15 protein-coding genes and 1 pseudogene are annotated in these 16,799 nt (G+C 42.1%); 12 read left to right on the top strand and 4 right to left on the bottom strand.

The window, feature by feature from the left end; translation table 11 throughout:
- Positions 1-202 precede the first annotated feature (202 nt).
- The 4 genes from QHG54_RS06315 (at position 203) to rpsP (ending at position 3,380) form a co-directional block, all read left to right on the top strand.
- Positions 203-859, top strand: a complete 657-nt coding sequence (locus QHG54_RS06315; protein WP_317993979.1) for a carbonic anhydrase — start codon at positions 203-205, stop codon at positions 857-859.
- 227 nt (positions 860-1,086) lie between these two features.
- The gene (gene ffh, locus QHG54_RS06320; RefSeq protein WP_406604539.1) at positions 1,087-2,637 is read left to right on the top strand and encodes a signal recognition particle protein; all 1,551 of its coding nucleotides are present in this window, start codon (positions 1,087-1,089) and stop codon (positions 2,635-2,637) included.
- 32 nt (positions 2,638-2,669) lie between these two features.
- Positions 2,670-2,999, top strand: coding sequence for a chorismate mutase (locus QHG54_RS06325; protein ID WP_317993978.1), 330 nt, complete (start codon positions 2,670-2,672; stop codon positions 2,997-2,999).
- A gap of 15 nt (positions 3,000-3,014) precedes the next feature.
- Complete coding sequence (rpsP, locus tag QHG54_RS06330; RefSeq protein ID WP_317993977.1) at positions 3,015-3,380, top strand: 30S ribosomal protein S16; 366 nt, start codon at positions 3,015-3,017, stop codon at positions 3,378-3,380.
- 129 nt (positions 3,381-3,509) lie between these two features.
- Here rpsP and QHG54_RS06335 read toward each other — a convergent pair whose 3' ends face one another.
- Positions 3,510-3,725, bottom strand: a complete 216-nt coding sequence (locus QHG54_RS06335) for a DUF1674 domain-containing protein (protein WP_317993976.1) — start codon at positions 3,723-3,725, stop codon at positions 3,510-3,512.
- An 85-nt stretch (positions 3,726-3,810) separates the two neighbouring features.
- Here QHG54_RS06335 and htpX point away from each other — a divergent pair, with 85 nt between their 5' ends.
- From htpX to QHG54_RS06360, 5 genes are all read left to right on the top strand, one after another.
- On the top strand, positions 3,811-4,857 hold the full coding sequence (htpX, locus tag QHG54_RS06340) for a zinc metalloprotease HtpX (protein WP_317993975.1): 1,047 nt from the start codon (positions 3,811-3,813) through the stop codon (positions 4,855-4,857).
- Between the two features lie 40 nt (positions 4,858-4,897).
- Complete coding sequence (locus QHG54_RS06345; protein ID WP_317993974.1) at positions 4,898-6,265, top strand: RsmB/NOP family class I SAM-dependent RNA methyltransferase; 1,368 nt, start codon at positions 4,898-4,900, stop codon at positions 6,263-6,265.
- A gap of 64 nt (positions 6,266-6,329) precedes the next feature.
- A complete protein-coding gene (locus tag QHG54_RS06350; protein ID WP_406604043.1) occupies positions 6,330-8,024 on the top strand; it encodes a heparinase II/III family protein in 1,695 nt (564 codons plus the stop codon).
- 165 nt (positions 8,025-8,189) lie between these two features.
- Complete coding sequence (gene purH / locus QHG54_RS06355; RefSeq protein ID WP_406604044.1) at positions 8,190-9,806, top strand: bifunctional phosphoribosylaminoimidazolecarboxamide formyltransferase/IMP cyclohydrolase; 1,617 nt, start codon at positions 8,190-8,192, stop codon at positions 9,804-9,806.
- 513 nt (positions 9,807-10,319) lie between these two features.
- Entirely contained in the window at positions 10,320-10,472 is a 153-nt protein-coding gene (locus QHG54_RS06360; protein WP_317993971.1) for a DUF1127 domain-containing protein, read from the top strand.
- 248 nt (positions 10,473-10,720) lie between these two features.
- Here the strand turns inward: QHG54_RS06360 and QHG54_RS06365 are convergent, their stop codons facing one another.
- On the bottom strand, positions 10,721-11,506 hold the full coding sequence (locus QHG54_RS06365; RefSeq protein ID WP_317993970.1) for an SURF1 family protein: 786 nt from the start codon (positions 11,504-11,506) through the stop codon (positions 10,721-10,723).
- A gap of 279 nt (positions 11,507-11,785) precedes the next feature.
- Here QHG54_RS06365 and rpmB point away from each other — a divergent pair, with 279 nt between their 5' ends.
- The 3 genes and pseudogenes from rpmB to QHG54_RS06380 all read left to right on the top strand — a co-directional run.
- Entirely contained in the window at positions 11,786-12,079 is a 294-nt protein-coding gene (gene rpmB / locus QHG54_RS06370; protein WP_019221040.1) for a 50S ribosomal protein L28, read from the top strand.
- A gap of 114 nt (positions 12,080-12,193) precedes the next feature.
- The gene (locus QHG54_RS06375; protein WP_317993969.1) at positions 12,194-12,874 is read left to right on the top strand and encodes a VUT family protein; all 681 of its coding nucleotides are present in this window, start codon (positions 12,194-12,196) and stop codon (positions 12,872-12,874) included.
- Positions 12,875-13,094: 220 nt separating this feature from the next.
- Positions 13,095-13,382: pseudogene (locus tag QHG54_RS06380) on the top strand (tRNA (guanosine(37)-N1)-methyltransferase TrmD); the annotation flags it as partial.
- Positions 13,383-13,851: 469 nt separating this feature from the next.
- Here the strand turns inward: QHG54_RS06380 and cobT are convergent.
- On the bottom strand, positions 13,852-15,750 hold the full coding sequence (cobT, locus tag QHG54_RS06385) for a cobaltochelatase subunit CobT (protein ID WP_317993968.1): 1,899 nt from the start codon (positions 15,748-15,750) through the stop codon (positions 13,852-13,854).
- 14 nt (positions 15,751-15,764) lie between these two features.
- Entirely contained in the window at positions 15,765-16,751 is a 987-nt protein-coding gene (cobS, locus tag QHG54_RS06390) for a cobaltochelatase subunit CobS (RefSeq protein ID WP_317993967.1), read from the bottom strand.
- Between the last annotated feature and the right edge of the window lie 48 nt (positions 16,752-16,799).

The raw sequence follows: 16,799 nt of genomic DNA on the forward strand, positions 1-16,799 counted from the left end.
CGTTACACCATTCTTTGCACTGTAGCATCTTCTTTTTGCATGGAACAGTGATTTATATTGGAGATAATGAAATTATTTCTTCCGTTTTATAGTAATTATTTACCATTCTAAGGGGATATCTTGTGTTGATGAGAAGACATTTTTAGTATCGTTTGTATGTTAAGCTTGTTTTTGAAGTAGATAAATTGAAAGTAAATAGAGAATGACACGTTTACCAGAAAAACTTTTAAGCGGTTATCAGTCTTTTATAAAAAATCATTTTTCATACAAAACAGCACATTATCAGCAATTGGCTGATGAAGGGCAAAAACCTGAGGTTTTGGTAATCGCTTGTTGTGATTCACGTGCGATACCAGAAACGATTTTTAATGCTAAACCAGGCGAAATTTTTGTGTTGCGCAATGTGGCAAATTTGGTTCCTCCTTTTTCTCCTGATAGACAATATCATGCTACATCAGCAGCTCTTGAATATGCGGTACAATTGCTTGAGGTTAAGCATATTGTTGTTTTGGGTCATGCACATTGTGGGGGAGTGAGTACTGCCCTTAAGGAGACATGCAAATCTTTAATATCAGATGATTTTATTGGGCAATGGATAAGCCTTTTGGTATCAGCGGCGAAAACAGTTGTTGGCAATAAGGTATTGACTGTCCAAGAGCAGCAGACCGCATTAGAACAACTTTCTATTTGTTATTCGCTGAAAAATTTAGAGACATTTCCATGGATAAAGGCGCGCAAAGATCAGGGTGTTTTGACGTTGCACGGGGTTTGGTTTGATATCTCGAGTGGGCAATTATGGAGTATGGAACAGGCAACAGGTCATTTTGTGCGTGTTGAGGTTGGGGATTTTGCAGTGTAACATTTGCTGTTTTTTGCTTCGTATGAGAGCTATTGTATGATAAATCTTGACAAAGGTAGGGTTTTATTGTTTGAAAGAGTGAGCTTTCAGTGACAAAATTAACTTGGAGCCACCGACTGAGACCCCAGTTCAAGGGTATAAAGAGATCTCAGAGGTCAACATCCGACGGCGCGATGCGTTCTCGGATGCCACTTTGGTTTGTTTGTTATGCAGCAATGAGGTAGATGATGTTTGAATCCTTACAAGAGCGGCTTGGTTCCATTCTGTCTAGTTTGACAGGGCGTGGTGCTTTGTCGGATCAGGATGTAGCAGCGGCGCTGCGCGAAATTCGTCGCGCTTTGTTAGAGGCCGATGTTGCACTTGATGTTGCTCGTTCTTTTACCGATAGGGTTCGTGAGAAAGCTGTTGGGGCAAAAATTGTTAAATCAATTAAACCTGGACAGATGGTTGTTAAGATTGTCCATGACGAACTGGTGCATGTCCTCGGAAGTGAAGGTGTTCTGAGTGATTTAAACGCACCAGCACCTGTTGTTATGATGATGATTGGCTTACAAGGTTCTGGAAAAACAACGACAACAGCAAAGCTTGCAAAGCGTTTAACTGACAAACACAATAAAAAAGTTCTCATGGCGTCATTAGATACACGCCGCCCTGCCGCACAGGAACAATTGCGCCAATTAGGAGAACAGGCAAAACTTGCGAGTTTGCCCATTGTTGCTGGTCAGTCTCCTGTCGATATCGCAACACGTGCGGTACAAGCAGCTAAACTAGGTGGTTATGATGTGCTCCTCCTTGATACGGCAGGTCGCAACCATATTGATGAAGCTTTAATGTGCGAGTTGGCTGAAATTAAAGCTTCTTCTCTTCCTCATGAAATTATGTTGGTTGCTGATAGTCTTACCGGTCAAGATGCTGTTCATCTCGCTCGTTCTTTTGATGAGCGGGTAGGGATTACAGGAATTATTTTAACACGGATGGATAGTGATGGCCGCGGTGGTGCTGCTCTTTCAATGCGTGCCGTTACGGGAAAGCCGATTAAAGCAATTGGGACCGGTGAAAAAATAGATGCTTTAGAAGAATTTCATCCCAGTCGCATTGCTGATCGTATTCTCGGAATGGGTGATATTGTTTCTTTGGTTGAAAAAGCTGCTGAAACAATGGATCAGGAAAAGGCTGCGGCTTTTGCAAAAAAAATGCGCGCTGGAAAGTTCGACCTGAATGACCTAGCGGAACAATTGCAGAAAATGAAAAAGCTTGGAGGGATGGGGGGCATTATGGGAATGCTACCAGGTTTGGGTAAGGTAAAAGATCAAATTGCCGCTGCGGGTTTTGATGACCGTTTATTTGATCGTCAATTGGCTATTATTTCCTCAATGACGCCTTTTGAGCGTGCTAATCCTGAAGTTTTGAAACACAGCCGTAAACAACGGATTGCTAAGGGCTCTGGTTCCAGTGCTGCTGATATTAATAAGCTTTTGAAAATGCATCGCCAAATGGCTGATATGGTGAAAGCCATAGGAGGTAAGGGAAAAGGCGGTTTGATGGGAAAAATGTTGGGAGGACTTGGTTCTAAAATGGGGTTTGGTGGAGATTCTGGAGCGCTGCCTGATTTGTCAGGGTTTGATCCAAAGCAACTCTCAACACTGCAAAAACAAATTGAAAGTGGTAATGGAGGGAAAGTCTTACCCGGTCTTCCAAGCCGTGGACCAATGTTTCCTGGTCTTTCTAATGGTCCTACCGATAGTGGGGCAAAATTTCCTCAGCGTCCCAAGAAATAAGATGCAAAGATGCAAAGAGGGAAAGAGGTATAATGCAGGAGAAAATATTGGAGGAATTAACACACTTACGAGCATCCATTGATAACTTTGATGCAACGTTGATTCATATTTTAGCAGAGCGTTTTCGTTGCACAAAAGCAGTTGGACGCTTAAAAGCACGTTATGATTTACCTAAAGTAGATCCTGTGCGTGAGCAACATCAGATAGCGCGTTTGCGGCAACTTGCTATAGACAGTCATCTTGATCCCGATTTTGCTGAAAGATTTTTAAAATTTATCATTAAAGAAGTTATACATCATCACGAAGTTATTGCTGAAGAGCAAAAAACAAAACAAGTAAATTTAAACGAAAGCCAGAGCTGACAATAGGAGAAAAATATGGCATTGAAAATTCGTTTGTCCCGTGGAGGTTCAAAAAAGCGCCCTTACTATCATATCGTTGTTGCGGATGTCCGTAGTCCGCGCGATGGGCGGTTTCTTGAGCGTGTTGGTGCATGGGATCCAATGTTGCCTAAAGATGGACCGCGGGTAAAACTTAATGAAGAACGTATTCAATATTGGCTTGGTCAAGGCGCTCAGCCAACGGATCGTGTCTTGCGGTTTTTGGATGCTGCTGGTTTAAAAAAGCGTCCGGTTCGCAATAATCCACATAAAGGTGAACCTGGTAAAAAGGCACAAGAACGTATAGCCGCAGCAAAACAAGCTGCTGAGGAAGCAGCAGCTTCAGTATCAGAAGAGGCATGATTCTTCCCAAACATAATCAAGCATGCTTTGAGGCTTTTATAGAAAATGGCGGCTGTTATCTATTTTTTATAGAAAAAATGGATCTTCTTTTAGAGCGTGGTTGATTTTTAAAGAATCAAGGTAAGACTCTCAAAAATCAATGGCGCGGCCCTTAATTTCCCAATCTCCATAGCGTGAGGGGTCTTTGCCGCCGCGTCCGCCATTTTCTAAAGGTTTGTCTTCATTTTTTTCATGTTTACGCCTTTCTGCAGCTTCGTTTAGTGCTCGTTGTGCTTCGGGAGAAAGAGGCTGCTTTTTACAGGCAGTGGTGTTTTCTTTGCTTATTTTCTGATCTTTTTTATTCATTTTATATCTCAGCTCCATTGAAGAAGTAAAAAGAAAACCCCATCATATAGAAATGATTGACTTTTATCATGGAGTTTTTTGAGTAATGAACATAATGCGTACAGCCATGCTTTTGGCTTTTATGACCGCTCTTTTTATGGGGGTTGGTTTTCTGGTTGGAGGGGGCAATGGCATGATCATTGCGCTTTTGATAGCGGGTGGCTTAAACTTTTTTTCTTATTGGAATTCGGATAAAATTGTTTTACGCATGTATGGTGCGCGTGAAGTTGATCAGCATTCGTCACCCGTTTATTATAAGATTGTCAGTGATTTAGCTCGAAAAGCTTCTCTTCCTCAACCAAAAGTTTACGTTCTTGATAGTGGGCAGCCAAATGCTTTTGCTACGGGACGTAATCCTCAGAATGCAGCCGTTGCTGCAAGTACCGGATTATTAGAGAAATTGAGTCCAGAGGAAATTGCAGGGGTTATGGCGCATGAGCTGGCACATATCGAGCATCGTGATACCTTAACAATGACTTTGACTGCAACAATTGCTGGGGCGATTTCAATGCTTGGTAATTTTGCTTTTTTTATGGGTGGGCAGCGTAATTCTTCAGAACATTCCCATGGCGCTGGGGCGATTGGGGGACTTATTGCTCTGTTTGTTGCACCTTTTGCAGCGATGCTGGTGCAAATGGCTATTAGCCGTACGCGTGAATATGCAGCTGATCGGCGGGGTGCTGAAATATGTGGTAATCCCTTATGGTTGGCTTCAGCGTTGCGTAAAATTGCGGGTGGTGGACATGCTGTCTACAATGAAGAGGCGGAGCATAATCCGGCAACAGCACATATGTTTATTATCAATCCTTTAAGTGGTGAAGGAGCTGATAGCCTTTTTTCTACCCATCCAGCGACGGCAAATCGCATTGCTGCTCTCCGCCGGCAAGCAGAAGAGATGAATGGATCAATCGTCAACAATATAGAATGGAATAAGCAAGGCAGTTTGTATGAAAAAAACATCGGCTTAAGCCATGAAGATGTGAATCGCAGTGTTCAATCTGTTTCAGATAATCAGGAAAAAAATGCTTTTCAGCGCGTTACAAAACGTCCTTCTTGGCTTCGTTATGACAATTCAAAAAAGTCTCGATTATAAAGCTCTTTAGGGAGCAAAGATGTAAAGGTAAAGTATTGTATTGAAGCGCGAAAAAGCGGGGCGTGTGTCCGAAAAGAATGTTCCGGGATTAGCTGTTCGGCAGGTGTGTGTGCGTCTTTTAGGGGCGGTGCTTGATAAGCACGCGTCTCTCTCTGGTTTGACGGATAATGAGCATGGGCATCCACAGTATTTAGCGCTTTTGCATCGGGATCGTTTGTTGTGTCGCGCTATTTTGGGAGCGGCATTGCGTCATCGGGGGCAGATTACAACTGCTTTGTCGCGCTTTTTATCACGACCGTTGCCTCCACAAGCATTCTCACTGCAGCATCTTTTGCACATCAGTGGGGCACAAATTCTTTATCTTGATATCCCTGATCATGCTACGATTGATTTAGCAGTGCGTGTGGCTAAAATTGATCCCCGTCTTCGCCGCTTTTCAGGAGTTGTGAATGCTCTTTTACGTAATATTGCACGTGAGGCGGATGGGTTACGCCAACAAGCCCCGAACATTGAAGGGGTTCCAGCGTGGTTTAGACAGTTGCTCTTATCAACTTATGGAACAGAAAAGGCTGATCAGATTTTAGCAATTCAAAGTGTTGAACCACCTCTCGATTTAACTGTGAAATCTGATAGTGTTGGATGGGCACAAAGGCTTGGAGGTGTTGTTTTACCCAATAATTCCGTTCGGCTGAGCCGTGTGGATTGTGCTGTTTCTGATTTACCAGGATATAAGGAGGGGGCTTGGTGGGTGCAAGATTTTGCAGCGGCGTTGCCTGCTTATTTGCTTGGAAATGTTCGTGGCAAACAGATTGCTGATCTTTGTGCGAGCCCTGGAGGAAAAACGGCGCAACTCGCTTTGCAAGGGGCTGAGGTGACAGCTGTTGATATGTCCGCTAATCGGTTAAAGCGTTTACGTGCAAATATGGAGCGACTTCATTTTTCAGTTCGTACTTGGCAGGGGGATGTGAGAAATTTTCATCCTGAGCAGCTTTTTGATGCTGTTCTTCTTGATGCTCCTTGTTCTTCTACGGGAACGATACGTCGTCATCCGGATATTTTATGGACGAAATCGATGGACGATGTCATCAAACTTGCTGCGTTGCAATATGATTTACTTTTGGCGGCAATTGCTTTGGTGAAAAAGGGGGGGCGTGTTGTTTTTTCCAATTGTTCACTGGCAAGAGAAGAAGGTGAAGATATTGTGGAGAAAATTTTATCAGCATGCCATGACATTGTTTTAGAGCCTATTTGTAAAGAAGAAATGGGTGCACTGGCGCATTTGCTCTCGCCTGCTGGGACTTTGCGTACAACGCCTGCCGATTTTTGTCATGAAAATTTTGATGCTGAAAGAAAAATGTTGTTAGGAATGGATGGTTTTTTTGCAGCGCGTTTCCGAAAAATCGCTTAATTAACGGTTCGTTTACTAAAATGGTCGAAGTTGTGCTCAATTAAGCATATACGGAGATGAAATTGTGGCGGTTGCAGTAAAAGGTTCCCTAAAGGCATCAACATTTGTATATATGGCGCACCAATTTATGCGGCGTTTATGGGTGGGACCACTGTTTCGTTGGCGGTTTTCTGGGTTTCGTCCTCAGAAAATTTTAGCGCATCCTATTGATTTGCACTTAGCTGATCCGATGATGGCACATGAATTTTACCATGGTCGTTTTGCTTTTGCTGGCCGCATTGTTCATTCTGGTGCTGTTTCACCTTTTTCTTTAGTTCCACCAACGCCAGAATGGGAAGCAGCCCTTCATGATTTTCATTGGTTGCGGCATATGGCGGCAGCAGACAGTAATTTAGCAGCAGCGCATGCGCGTGCTCTCTTAGAAGATTGGCTTGATCAGTGTGGTAAAAAAGTTAAAGGGTTGCCTTGGAGTGGTCCGGTTGTAGCACGGCGTTTGATTTCTTGGATTTCTCATTCGAAAATGCTATTGGAAGGGGCAAGTGAGCGGTTTGAAAAGCATTTTTTGCGTGCACTTGGTTTCCAATTTCGTTATTTACGCATAGCGATTTGCGGTATGGAACACGATGATCAGCGTTTACAGGCAGCAGCAGCTTTGACATTCGCATCTCTTGCTTTGCCTGTGTCTGCAGTAATGAAGAAAAAGGCTCAAACTACTCTTACAGAAGAGCTTTCGCGTCAAATTTTAATCGATGGTGGACATATCTCGCGTAGTCCTCTTGTTTTACTCAATTTATTATCAGATTTACTTTCTTTACGTCATCTTTTTATGCATAGCAATGAAACAGCACCACGTATTCTCATAGATTCTGTTGAACGTATGTTGCCTGCTTTGCGGTTTTTTATCCATGAGGATCAAACATTAGCGCATTTTAATGGGGTTGGGACTCTTGTCCCTGAACGTTTATCGGCAGTTTTAAATCTTGATGAAACGGCAGGGAATCCTTTTAGTTATGCAAGGTATTCAGGGTTTCAACGTTTACAGGCTCATGAAACGACAGTACTTGCAGATACAGGACCATTTCCACCACGCTTTGCTGCGGAGCATGCTTGTTCGGGGTGCTTATCTTTTGAAATGTCTTCGCGAGGGAGTCGCTTTGTTATCAATACCGGTATTAATCCTTATGCGAGTGAGGAGTATCGACATTTCGGGCGTGTAACCGCAGCACATTCAACGGCGACGGTTAATGATTGTTCGGTGGGGGTTTTTCGTAAAAAAAAGAGCAGTGGGGCTTCCTTTTTACTTGAGGGACCAACGGATGTTAAAGTGCGTCGTATAGAGGATTTAGAGAAGACTGGTTTTATTGCGAGTCATAATGGTTATGTGCGGCCTTTTAATCTTGTTCACGAACGTGGTCTTATTTTAGCAACAAATGGTGAAATGATTGAAGGATTTGATCGTTTTTCTATGCCGCAAGGGCTGTCAAAGAAACATAAGGCAGGACAAAATGAACAGAATAATGTTGCCGTTCGGTTTCATCTTCATCCGCAAGTTGAGGTCAATTTTGATGGCAGTTGTGTACGTTTAGCTGTAGGAGATGATCAAGAATGGTATTTTATATCACCTGACGCTGATATTTGTCTTGAAGATTCAATTGATTTTACTGGATTAACAGGTCCGCAACGTACGCAACAGATTGTTTTATATTTTCGCCCTGCATTGCAGGAAAAAGTTCGTTGGCGCTTTACGCGTCGCCAATGAGAGCAATGTTCGTTCTTTTATAATACCGATAAAGGGAGAGTTATTCTTTGTGTGTTAAAAGAAAGACATTCTATTCTTTCGGTGACTTTTGATAAGGTCGTGTGCTATAAATGCATCAACACGTTTTTCTTGAATTTTAACCATTTTATTTTTAGGTTTCCTGTTATGGGTGTTGTTGCAAAAAATTTTTCCATGCCTGATCTTCATCGGGTTCGTCGTGTTCTCCTTTCCGTGTCTGATAAAACCGGTTTGGTTGCGTTTGCGCAAGCTCTTCAAGCTTACGATGTGGAATTAATTTCGACAGGTGGGACAGCGAAAGTTTTAACAGCTGCTGGTTTAGTGGTAAAAGATGTCGCTGAAGTCACTGGGTTTCCGGAAATAATGGATGGGCGAGTCAAAACACTTCATCCTTTGATTCATGGTGCTCTCTTAGGGGTAAGACAGGATCCTAGCCATAGGGATGCTATGGAGGAGCATGGTATTCATGGAATAGATCTTCTGGTTGTGAATCTTTATCCTTTTGAAGAGACTTCGCAATCGGGGGCTGATGGACATACAATTCTTGAAAATATTGATATCGGTGGACCGGCAATGATTCGTGCTGCAGCAAAGAATCATGCTTATACCGGTGTTATAACAGCAGTGAGTGATTATGATTTAGTTCTTGCTGAATTAAAGCAGTATGATGGATGTTTGAGCTTGCTTATGCGGCGTCAATTAGCAATGCGTGCTTATGCACACACTGCGGCTTATGATGCGGCGATAGCGGCGTGGTTTGCACAGGATTTAAAAGTTGAAACGCCGTCTTGGCAGAGTTTTTCTGGTCATCTTGAAGATGTTATGCGCTATGGAGAAAATCCGCATCAAAAGGCAGCATTTTATCGCAATAGTGAGAAACGTTTTGGTGTTGCAACAGCAAAACTTTTGCAAGGCAAAGCACTCTCTTATAACAATATGAATGATACAGATGCGGCGTTTGAACTTGTGGCAGAATTTGATCCCCAAAGAACGGCTGCTGTTGCTCTTATTAAACATGCAAATCCTTGTGGTGTTGCAGAAGGGCGAAGTTTAAAAGAGGCTTATGCGAAGGCTCTTTTGTGTGATAATGTATCCGCATTTGGTGGAATTATTGCTCTCAATCAACCCCTTGATGAAGAATGTGCTGAAGAAATTATCAAAATTTTTACGGAAGTGATTATTGCTCCTGATGCAACAATGGCTGCACGGGAAATCATTGCAAGGAAAAAAAACCTTCGCTTGTTGATCACAGGTGGTGTCCCTGATCCACGTTGTGGAGGCTTTGTTGCCAAAACGCTTGCGGGTGGAATCTTAGTGCAGTCACGTGATAATGTGGTTGTTGATGATCTTAATCTGCAAGTGGTGACAAAGCGGGCACCAAGTCAGGATGAAATGCGTGATCTTCAATTTGCTTTTCGGGTCGCTAAACACGTCAAATCAAATGCTATTGTTTATGCAAAAGATAGTGCAACAGTGGGGATTGGTGCAGGCCAGATGAGCCGTATTGATTCAGCTAAAATCGCTGCACGTAAGGCTGAAGAAAGTGCACAAAGAGCAGGTTTAACGGAATCTTTAACAAAAGGTTCTGTGGTGGCATCAGATGCATTTTTCCCTTTTGCAGATGGTTTATTAGCAGCTGCTGAAGCTGGTGCGACGGCGGTTATTCAACCAGGAGGATCCATGCGTGATGAAGAGGTTATTGCCGCTGCTGATGCGCATGGTTTGGCCATGGTCTTTACGGGTGTGCGGCATTTTCGTCATTAAAGGTTTTATTCTTGGTGATTGGTTCTTTCGAAGAAGAGCACTCTATTGCGCGGAGCTAACACGTATCTGCTCTCAATAAAGACATATCTGGTTGCTCTTAAGTTTATTTCATGGCTCCTGTCTGTGAATGGTATAATGCAAAATTTATTGTGTACCACCATCTTTATATTTATGAAGGTGCGCAAGTCAGCATCGTCATACTCTTTGCTAGCTTTCAGTGTTGCAGCTGCTTTTGCGCTTAAACAGTTTCTTTTCACTCCATTTGGCTCCGCGTTATGTGCAAGCGAACGGTTTTTTTCATTCAATATAAGCGGGTTTGAAATGGGAGAATCTTTGTATTCGGGGTTCGTATTCAATAAATTGTAACTATATATCAATATGTTGTGTTTTTAAACAAGATACGGTTCTTGTGTTACAAATGCATGCCAGTTATGCATTTATAGCACAACTCTTTTTTGTAATTTGCTCTATCTTATGCTGTGCAACGTGTAACATAAGGTGTGAGTAAAGAGTATGAATATTCTGCGTTCTTATAGTAACTGGCGCCGTTATCGCCGGACAGTCAATGCTTTAAATCATCTTTCAACATATGAACTCAATGATCTTGGTATTAATCGCGGTGATATTGATTCAATTGCACGGCGGTGTTCGCGTGGGTTTCGTTGATTGTTGATGCACGTTAATGGCGTGTTTTTTGTGGGTTCTCATCTGATGTGTGGTTGTTGGTAACCTATTCTGGATGTGTAAATCCATTAAAAGGATGGGGATATACGTCTTTTGGTAAGTTTCCTGTTGTTTTTGAAAGCAAGGGGCGGCTGTATAATATTTTTCACCATGATGGCTTGATATACGGTGTTATAAGGTAAGCGTTTTTTGAAGTAAAATGCTCAAGAGCCTTTTAACGGGGGTGCTTTTCAGCTTTTTTGTCGTAGCAAGAAAAGAGAGGCGCCTAAGATACCGGCAGCCAAGATAAACCACGTGATCGCATAGACAAGATGATTGTTTCGAAAGTGTACAACAGTGAGACCTGCAATGGGGAGATTTTTCTGTGTAGCTGTTTTTTTCCCAGCATCAATGAAATAAGGAGCAACAGCAGAGAGTCCAAGTTTTTGCGCCATAGCAGGGAGATCGCGTGTATACCATAGATCGGTATCAGGATTATTTTTACGTGGGAAAAATCCATTTTTTTCGCTCATGCGTAACAAACCTATGATTGTGGTTTGCTCTGTGTTTATAGTGGAATCTTGATCGCGTGAGTCATTTGTGTGTGATTGCTTTGGGTTTTGAAAGTTATAGCGCGCGTCCATGGGGATAAAACCACGATTTATAAAGGTCAGTGCTTTATCAGCGGTTTGTAAAGGGGTCAAAACCCAATAGCCGGTAGTATTTTGAGCGACAGCCGTGACCAAAATGTTTTTATCCATCAACAATTTTCCTGTGATGATGACAGGTCGATACTCATCTTTCTCAAAAGTAACATGCTCCCATTGATTTTTTTGGGGGGCTTTGATGGGGGGCAAATGAATACGTTGATTGGCGCTGGTGATAAGATTGGTTTTCCAGTTTAATCGTTGTATTTGCCAAACACCTAGCGCATTGAAGAGAAGAAAAAAACACACACATAAAATGCCGAACAGAAGAGAAGAAAAACGTATGTGCTTTTGTTGAAGCTCTGTCATGGAGTAATCTGTTTTGCTCATGATTAATGCTTCCTTTTAGTATGGATGTGCATCTTTTAGCATGGTTAAGCGTTAAAAAAAACACTTTGTGCGCCTTGATTGCGGGAAAAGATTAAGAGAATTAGCCAAAAATGGATGCAAAAGGCTTTACAAAAGACTTGACCTTTTGGTTTCGACACCCTATTAAAAACACAACTTCCTGATAATGCCTATTCAAGGCAGTATTTTGCATGTTTTGCACGCATTCTGTTTTGTTAGGTTTGGGATTTGAGAGTTTTTTAGAGTTTAAAGGTGAAGTTTATGTCTCGTGCCTGCGAATTGACAGGAAAAGCGGTTCAGTATGGCAATAATGTTAGTCATGCAAATAATAAGACCCGCCGTCGTTTTTTACCAAATCTTTGCAATGTGACATTGATTTCGGAAGTGTTACAGCAAAGTTATCGTTTGCGTGTTTCGGCTAGTGCTCTGCGTTCTGTTGAACACCGCGGTGGTCTTGACGGCTTTTTAGTTAAAGCCGATGATAAGGAATTGTCACAACGTGCGCGTTTGTTAAAACGTCAGATTGTTAAGAAAAAGGCTGAACAAGCAGCGTGACGACCGTTTTTGTTCCATGCAACTGGATTATTTGCTCCCATTTAGGGGGCGTTGTTTTTGGGCTTTTTACTTTTGATCGTTGCATGTGATTGGTTCTATTCTCTAGGTTAAAAAATGGTCTCTGCACCTGGTTTTTTATTAGCACAGCAAAAGAGGAAATATATTGTTTTTTCTAGCTTTTTGATGTGTCTTGCTGTGACTGTTTCTAATATTTTGGTTCAATATCCTGTTTACTGGTTTGATTTAAATGAGATTTTGACCTATGGGGCTTTTACCTATCCAATTGCTTTTCTGATTAATGATTTGACCAATCGTTTTTATGGTCCAGCTGCGGCGCGGCGTGTCGTTTATGCTGGTTTTTTTGCTGGTTTTTTTGTTTCTTGGGTTTTGGCTATGCCACGGCTTGCAATTGCTTCTAGTTCAGCGTTCCTTTTTGGACAACTTCTCGATATCGTTGTTTTTACGCCTTTGCGGCGTAAAGCATGGTGGAAGGCGCCTTTAGCAGCAGCGCTGGTTGGCTCAGCTTTGGATACAGTTTTGTTTTTTGCTATCGCTTTTTCTAGCTCTTTTGCCTTTATCGATCAGATGACAGGTTATGCTAATAGCTCGCTCGTGGAGAGCACTGTTTTTTTCGGATTGGAGATTCCAGTTTGGCTCTCACTTGCTTTTGGCGACTTTTCGGTAAAAATTGTTATGAGTTTGTTTATGCTGATTCCTTATGGAACAATTCTTAGCAGCTTGAAGCTCTCTCTTTATCCAACTGATCCAAAGGGTAATTCGCAATTTGATTTGTAATAGATAACAATATTTATTCTCTTGTGTTCCTTGGGTTAGTGCAGTCCATTCTCTCATTTTAGTTTCTTGCGTGAGAGAAAATGTAAAGTTCGGTTCATAGCGATAACGCTTCGTGGTGGATTGTCTCTTGCTTCTTTCCAGCGATACCCTTTCATGATGATCTTATCTATATAACTTGGCATAGGAATGAACCAAGACAAAGGTGGTAGTTAAGCTTCCTTTAAAGCGGGAGATGTGGTTGCTGGAGACAATACAGATTAGGGATTTTGCTTTGGCTAAACACTATAGTGTTGATGATACATTGGCTGGTAGGGGCACTGGTATGGTAATGTGGGTGGATGCTTTAGCGGCTGCACTTGATAGTTTTCCATATGATTTCCAAGATTGTTGATGAGTCCGCCTGGGCGGCTTTTTTAATCAAGCTTATGCGTGTTCTTTGGCGCTTGATTTGAGAGTGACATTGGTTTGTGGGCGCTTTGAAGGTATAGATGAGTGTGTAGTAGTAGCTTCACTCTCAGAGTTCTTGTAAGCTCTTTTGAAGTTCAAGAATAGATCTCTTTTTGATACTAGGATTCTAACGTTTATCGATACTGCGTCATTCATTTGAGGTAAAGGAGAAGTCCTTGCCATTTTAAAATAACAGGAACACCCTTAAAAAACGCTAGATGAGATTTGCAGTCTCCATGTGCATTCCAGAAACCTTTCCTTAATGAAGGGTAACTCTTTTGCCAATTCCTTGGCTCTTGATGTCATACTTCTATCTCGTAATATCGCTGTTCTTTACAAAGGGAATGTTCCTACAATTCACCTTTTATCTCAAATTATCAGAGGCACAGTGCTTAAAAGAGAGAAGATTTTACATTGAACTCTCTGTGAGAGCAGCATTTTAGAGACATGACTGCTATAGGTATTTTGTATTACCGTATGTTTCAAATGTTTAAATTTAGACTCAAGCTGCTCATTTAAGAGGGCTTTTTTTAAAATCTTTTATAAGAACGAGGTTTGTTATCACTGAAGAGCGCTGCTAATTGTTTTGTTATAGCGTCAGCTAGTTCTTCGGCATTCATAATTGTTACAGCGCGCTGGTAATAGCGTGTGACATCATGACCAATGCCAATGGCAATGAGTTCTATAGGTGAATGTGTTTGGATTTCTTGAATCACTGCGCGTAGATGCTTTTCAAGATAATTGCTGGAATTAACGGACAGTGTTGAATCGTCTACAGGTGCTCCATCAGAAATGACCATAAGAATGCGACGCTGTTCGCGCCGTGATAAAAGACGTTGATGCCCCCAAATAAGGGCTTCACCATCGATATTTTCTTTCAGTAATCCTTCTTGCATCATCAAACCTAAATTGCGCCTTGCTCGACGCCACGGTGTATCGGCACTTTTATAGACGATATGACACAAATCATTAAGGCGTCCAGGATTATGGGGTTTATTTTGGGTGAGCCACTTTTCGCGGGATTTTCCGCCTTTCCAAGTTTTTGTGGTAAAGCCCAAAATTTCAACTTTGACTCCGCAACGTTCAAGAGTTTGCGCTAAAATATCCGCACAACTTGCCGCAACTGTAATCGGACGTCCGCGCATTGATCCTGAATTATCAATGAGTAATGAAACAACTGTATCTCGAAATTGGGTGTTGCTTTCCATTTTGAAAGAGAGGGGTTGTGTTGGGTCAAGAATAAGCCGTGGGAGCCGTGCTGTATCGAGATATCCTTCCTCAAGATCAAAATGCCAACTGCGATTTTGTTGTGCCATTAGGCGGCGTTGTAGGCGGTTTGCTAAACGCCCAACAATGTTTTGAAGATGATTGATTTGTTTATCAAGGCAATGGCGCAAGTGATCCAATTCGCTTTCAGAGCAAAAATCGGTCGCTTCCAAAACCTCATCAAATTGGCGGGTAAAAACTTTATAATTGCCAAGGCTTTCCATCTGTTCTGAAAGAGCAAGAAGGCGTTTGGATTTGCTTGGTTTTTCTTGCCAAAGGTCCTCTTGCTCTTCTTCGAATGTATCAGCGTCACTTGATTTTGTCGCTTGCGTTTTTCCTTCGTCTTGCGCATCACTTTCTTGTTCAGTTGTTGTTTGTTCTTCACTTTGGGTGTGTTTTTCGTTTTCGCTCTCTTCTTCTGCTTGGTTTTGAGCTTCACTCCCGCTTGACAATTTTTGGTTGTCTGTACTTTCAGAATCTTCTTCTAGTTGGATTGCCATTTTGAGGGTAACAAGCATTTGACGAACAATTCGTGCGAAAGCGTGTTGGTTATGAATATGATGTGTCAGTTCGTTCAGTTCTGCTGCGGCTTTTTCTTCAATTGCGTGACGCCATAATTCTAAGACAGGCCCAGCTTCTTTTGGGGGAGGACGCGCTGTTATTTTTTCACGTAATAAAAGTGCAATTGCTTCTTGAATGGGCGCTTCACTTTGGCTGTTTATCTTCTGATAATGGGCTCTTTGATACTTATCGGCTAGCATTGTATCAAGATTTTTTGCAATGCCTTCCATAGCTAAAGTACCGATTGCTTCAACACGGGTTTGTTCGAGAGCATCAAAAACAGCGCGTGCTTCTGATTCTCTTGGAGCGAATCGTATGTGGATGCCGCTATCATGCCATGCTTTGCGCAAAGCCATGGAATCGCCTAGTCCGCGGGTAACAGTTACATCTTTATTTGTTGCGTGTAGTGGTAGTTCCGGTAAGCGTGCATAATTTTCGCTCAGGGATGGTTTATTGTGACTAAAGGCAACTTCAAGGTTGTGGGTGCCCGCAATTGCGCGGATACAAGTGGAAAGTGCTTTTTTAAAAGCTTCAGCATCAAGAGTGTTGTTGGAAGCGTTGTTTTTTAGACTTTGACTATTGTTGCCAACCTCTGCGGCCATGATTGATGTATTCCTTAAGGCAAGACACCATGAATGAGTGATTCGGGAAGCTCTTGTCCAAAGGCACGTTGATAAAATTCTGCGACAGTGGCACGTTCGAGTTCATCACATTTATTGAGAAAGGTTAACCGAAAGGCAAAACCAACATCTTGAAAAATTGTGGTATTTTCTGCCCAATGAATAACAGTGCGTGGGCTCATGACCGTTGAAAGATCTCCATTAATAAAAGCTTGGCGCACCATATCAGCAACATGCACCATTTTTGAAATTGTCTTTTTTCCCTCAGCTGTCTGAAAAGATTTAACCTTCGAACAAATGATCGCAACTTCTTTATCATGAGGTAAATAATTTAATATCGTCACAATAGACCAACGGTCCATTTGAGCCTGATTGATTTGTTGTGTGCCATGATAAAGTCCTGTCGTATCACCAAGACCAATGGTGTTTGCTGTTGCAAAAAGACGAAATGCTGGATGAGGCGCAATGACACGACTTTGATCAAGCAAGCTCAGTCGTCCAGAGGATTCAAGAACGCGTTGAATGACAAACATGACATCGGGTCGACCCGCATCATATTCATCAAAAACGAGCGCAATATTGTTTTGATAGGCCCATGGTAAAATACCTTCTTTAAATTCAGTGATTTGTAGCCCATCTTGCAAAACAATAGCGTCTTTTCCCACTAGATCGATGCGGCTGACGTGGCTGTCAAGATTAATGCGAATGCAAGGCCAGTTGAGACGTGCAGCAATTTGTTCAACATGCGTTGATTTACCTGTTCCATGATAGCCGGAAACCATAACACGGCGGTTAAATGCAAAGCCTGCTAGAATCGCTAAAGTTGTTTGTTGATCAAAAAGATAATCGGGATCTACATCAGGAACATGAGGGCTTTTTGTGCTAAAAGCAGGTACTTTTATATCTGTATCAATATTAAACAGATCACGAGCGCAGACTGTGATATCGGGTACATTTTCGGCTGTAAGCTTTGTTTTTGTCATTGTTTTTTTTGGAAAGAAATACGCTATTTACTTTTATTCGTTAGGAAA

The organism is Bartonella gliris, from assembly GCF_045277155.1.
GTDB classification, from domain to species: domain Bacteria; phylum Pseudomonadota; class Alphaproteobacteria; order Rhizobiales; family Rhizobiaceae; genus Bartonella; species Bartonella gliris.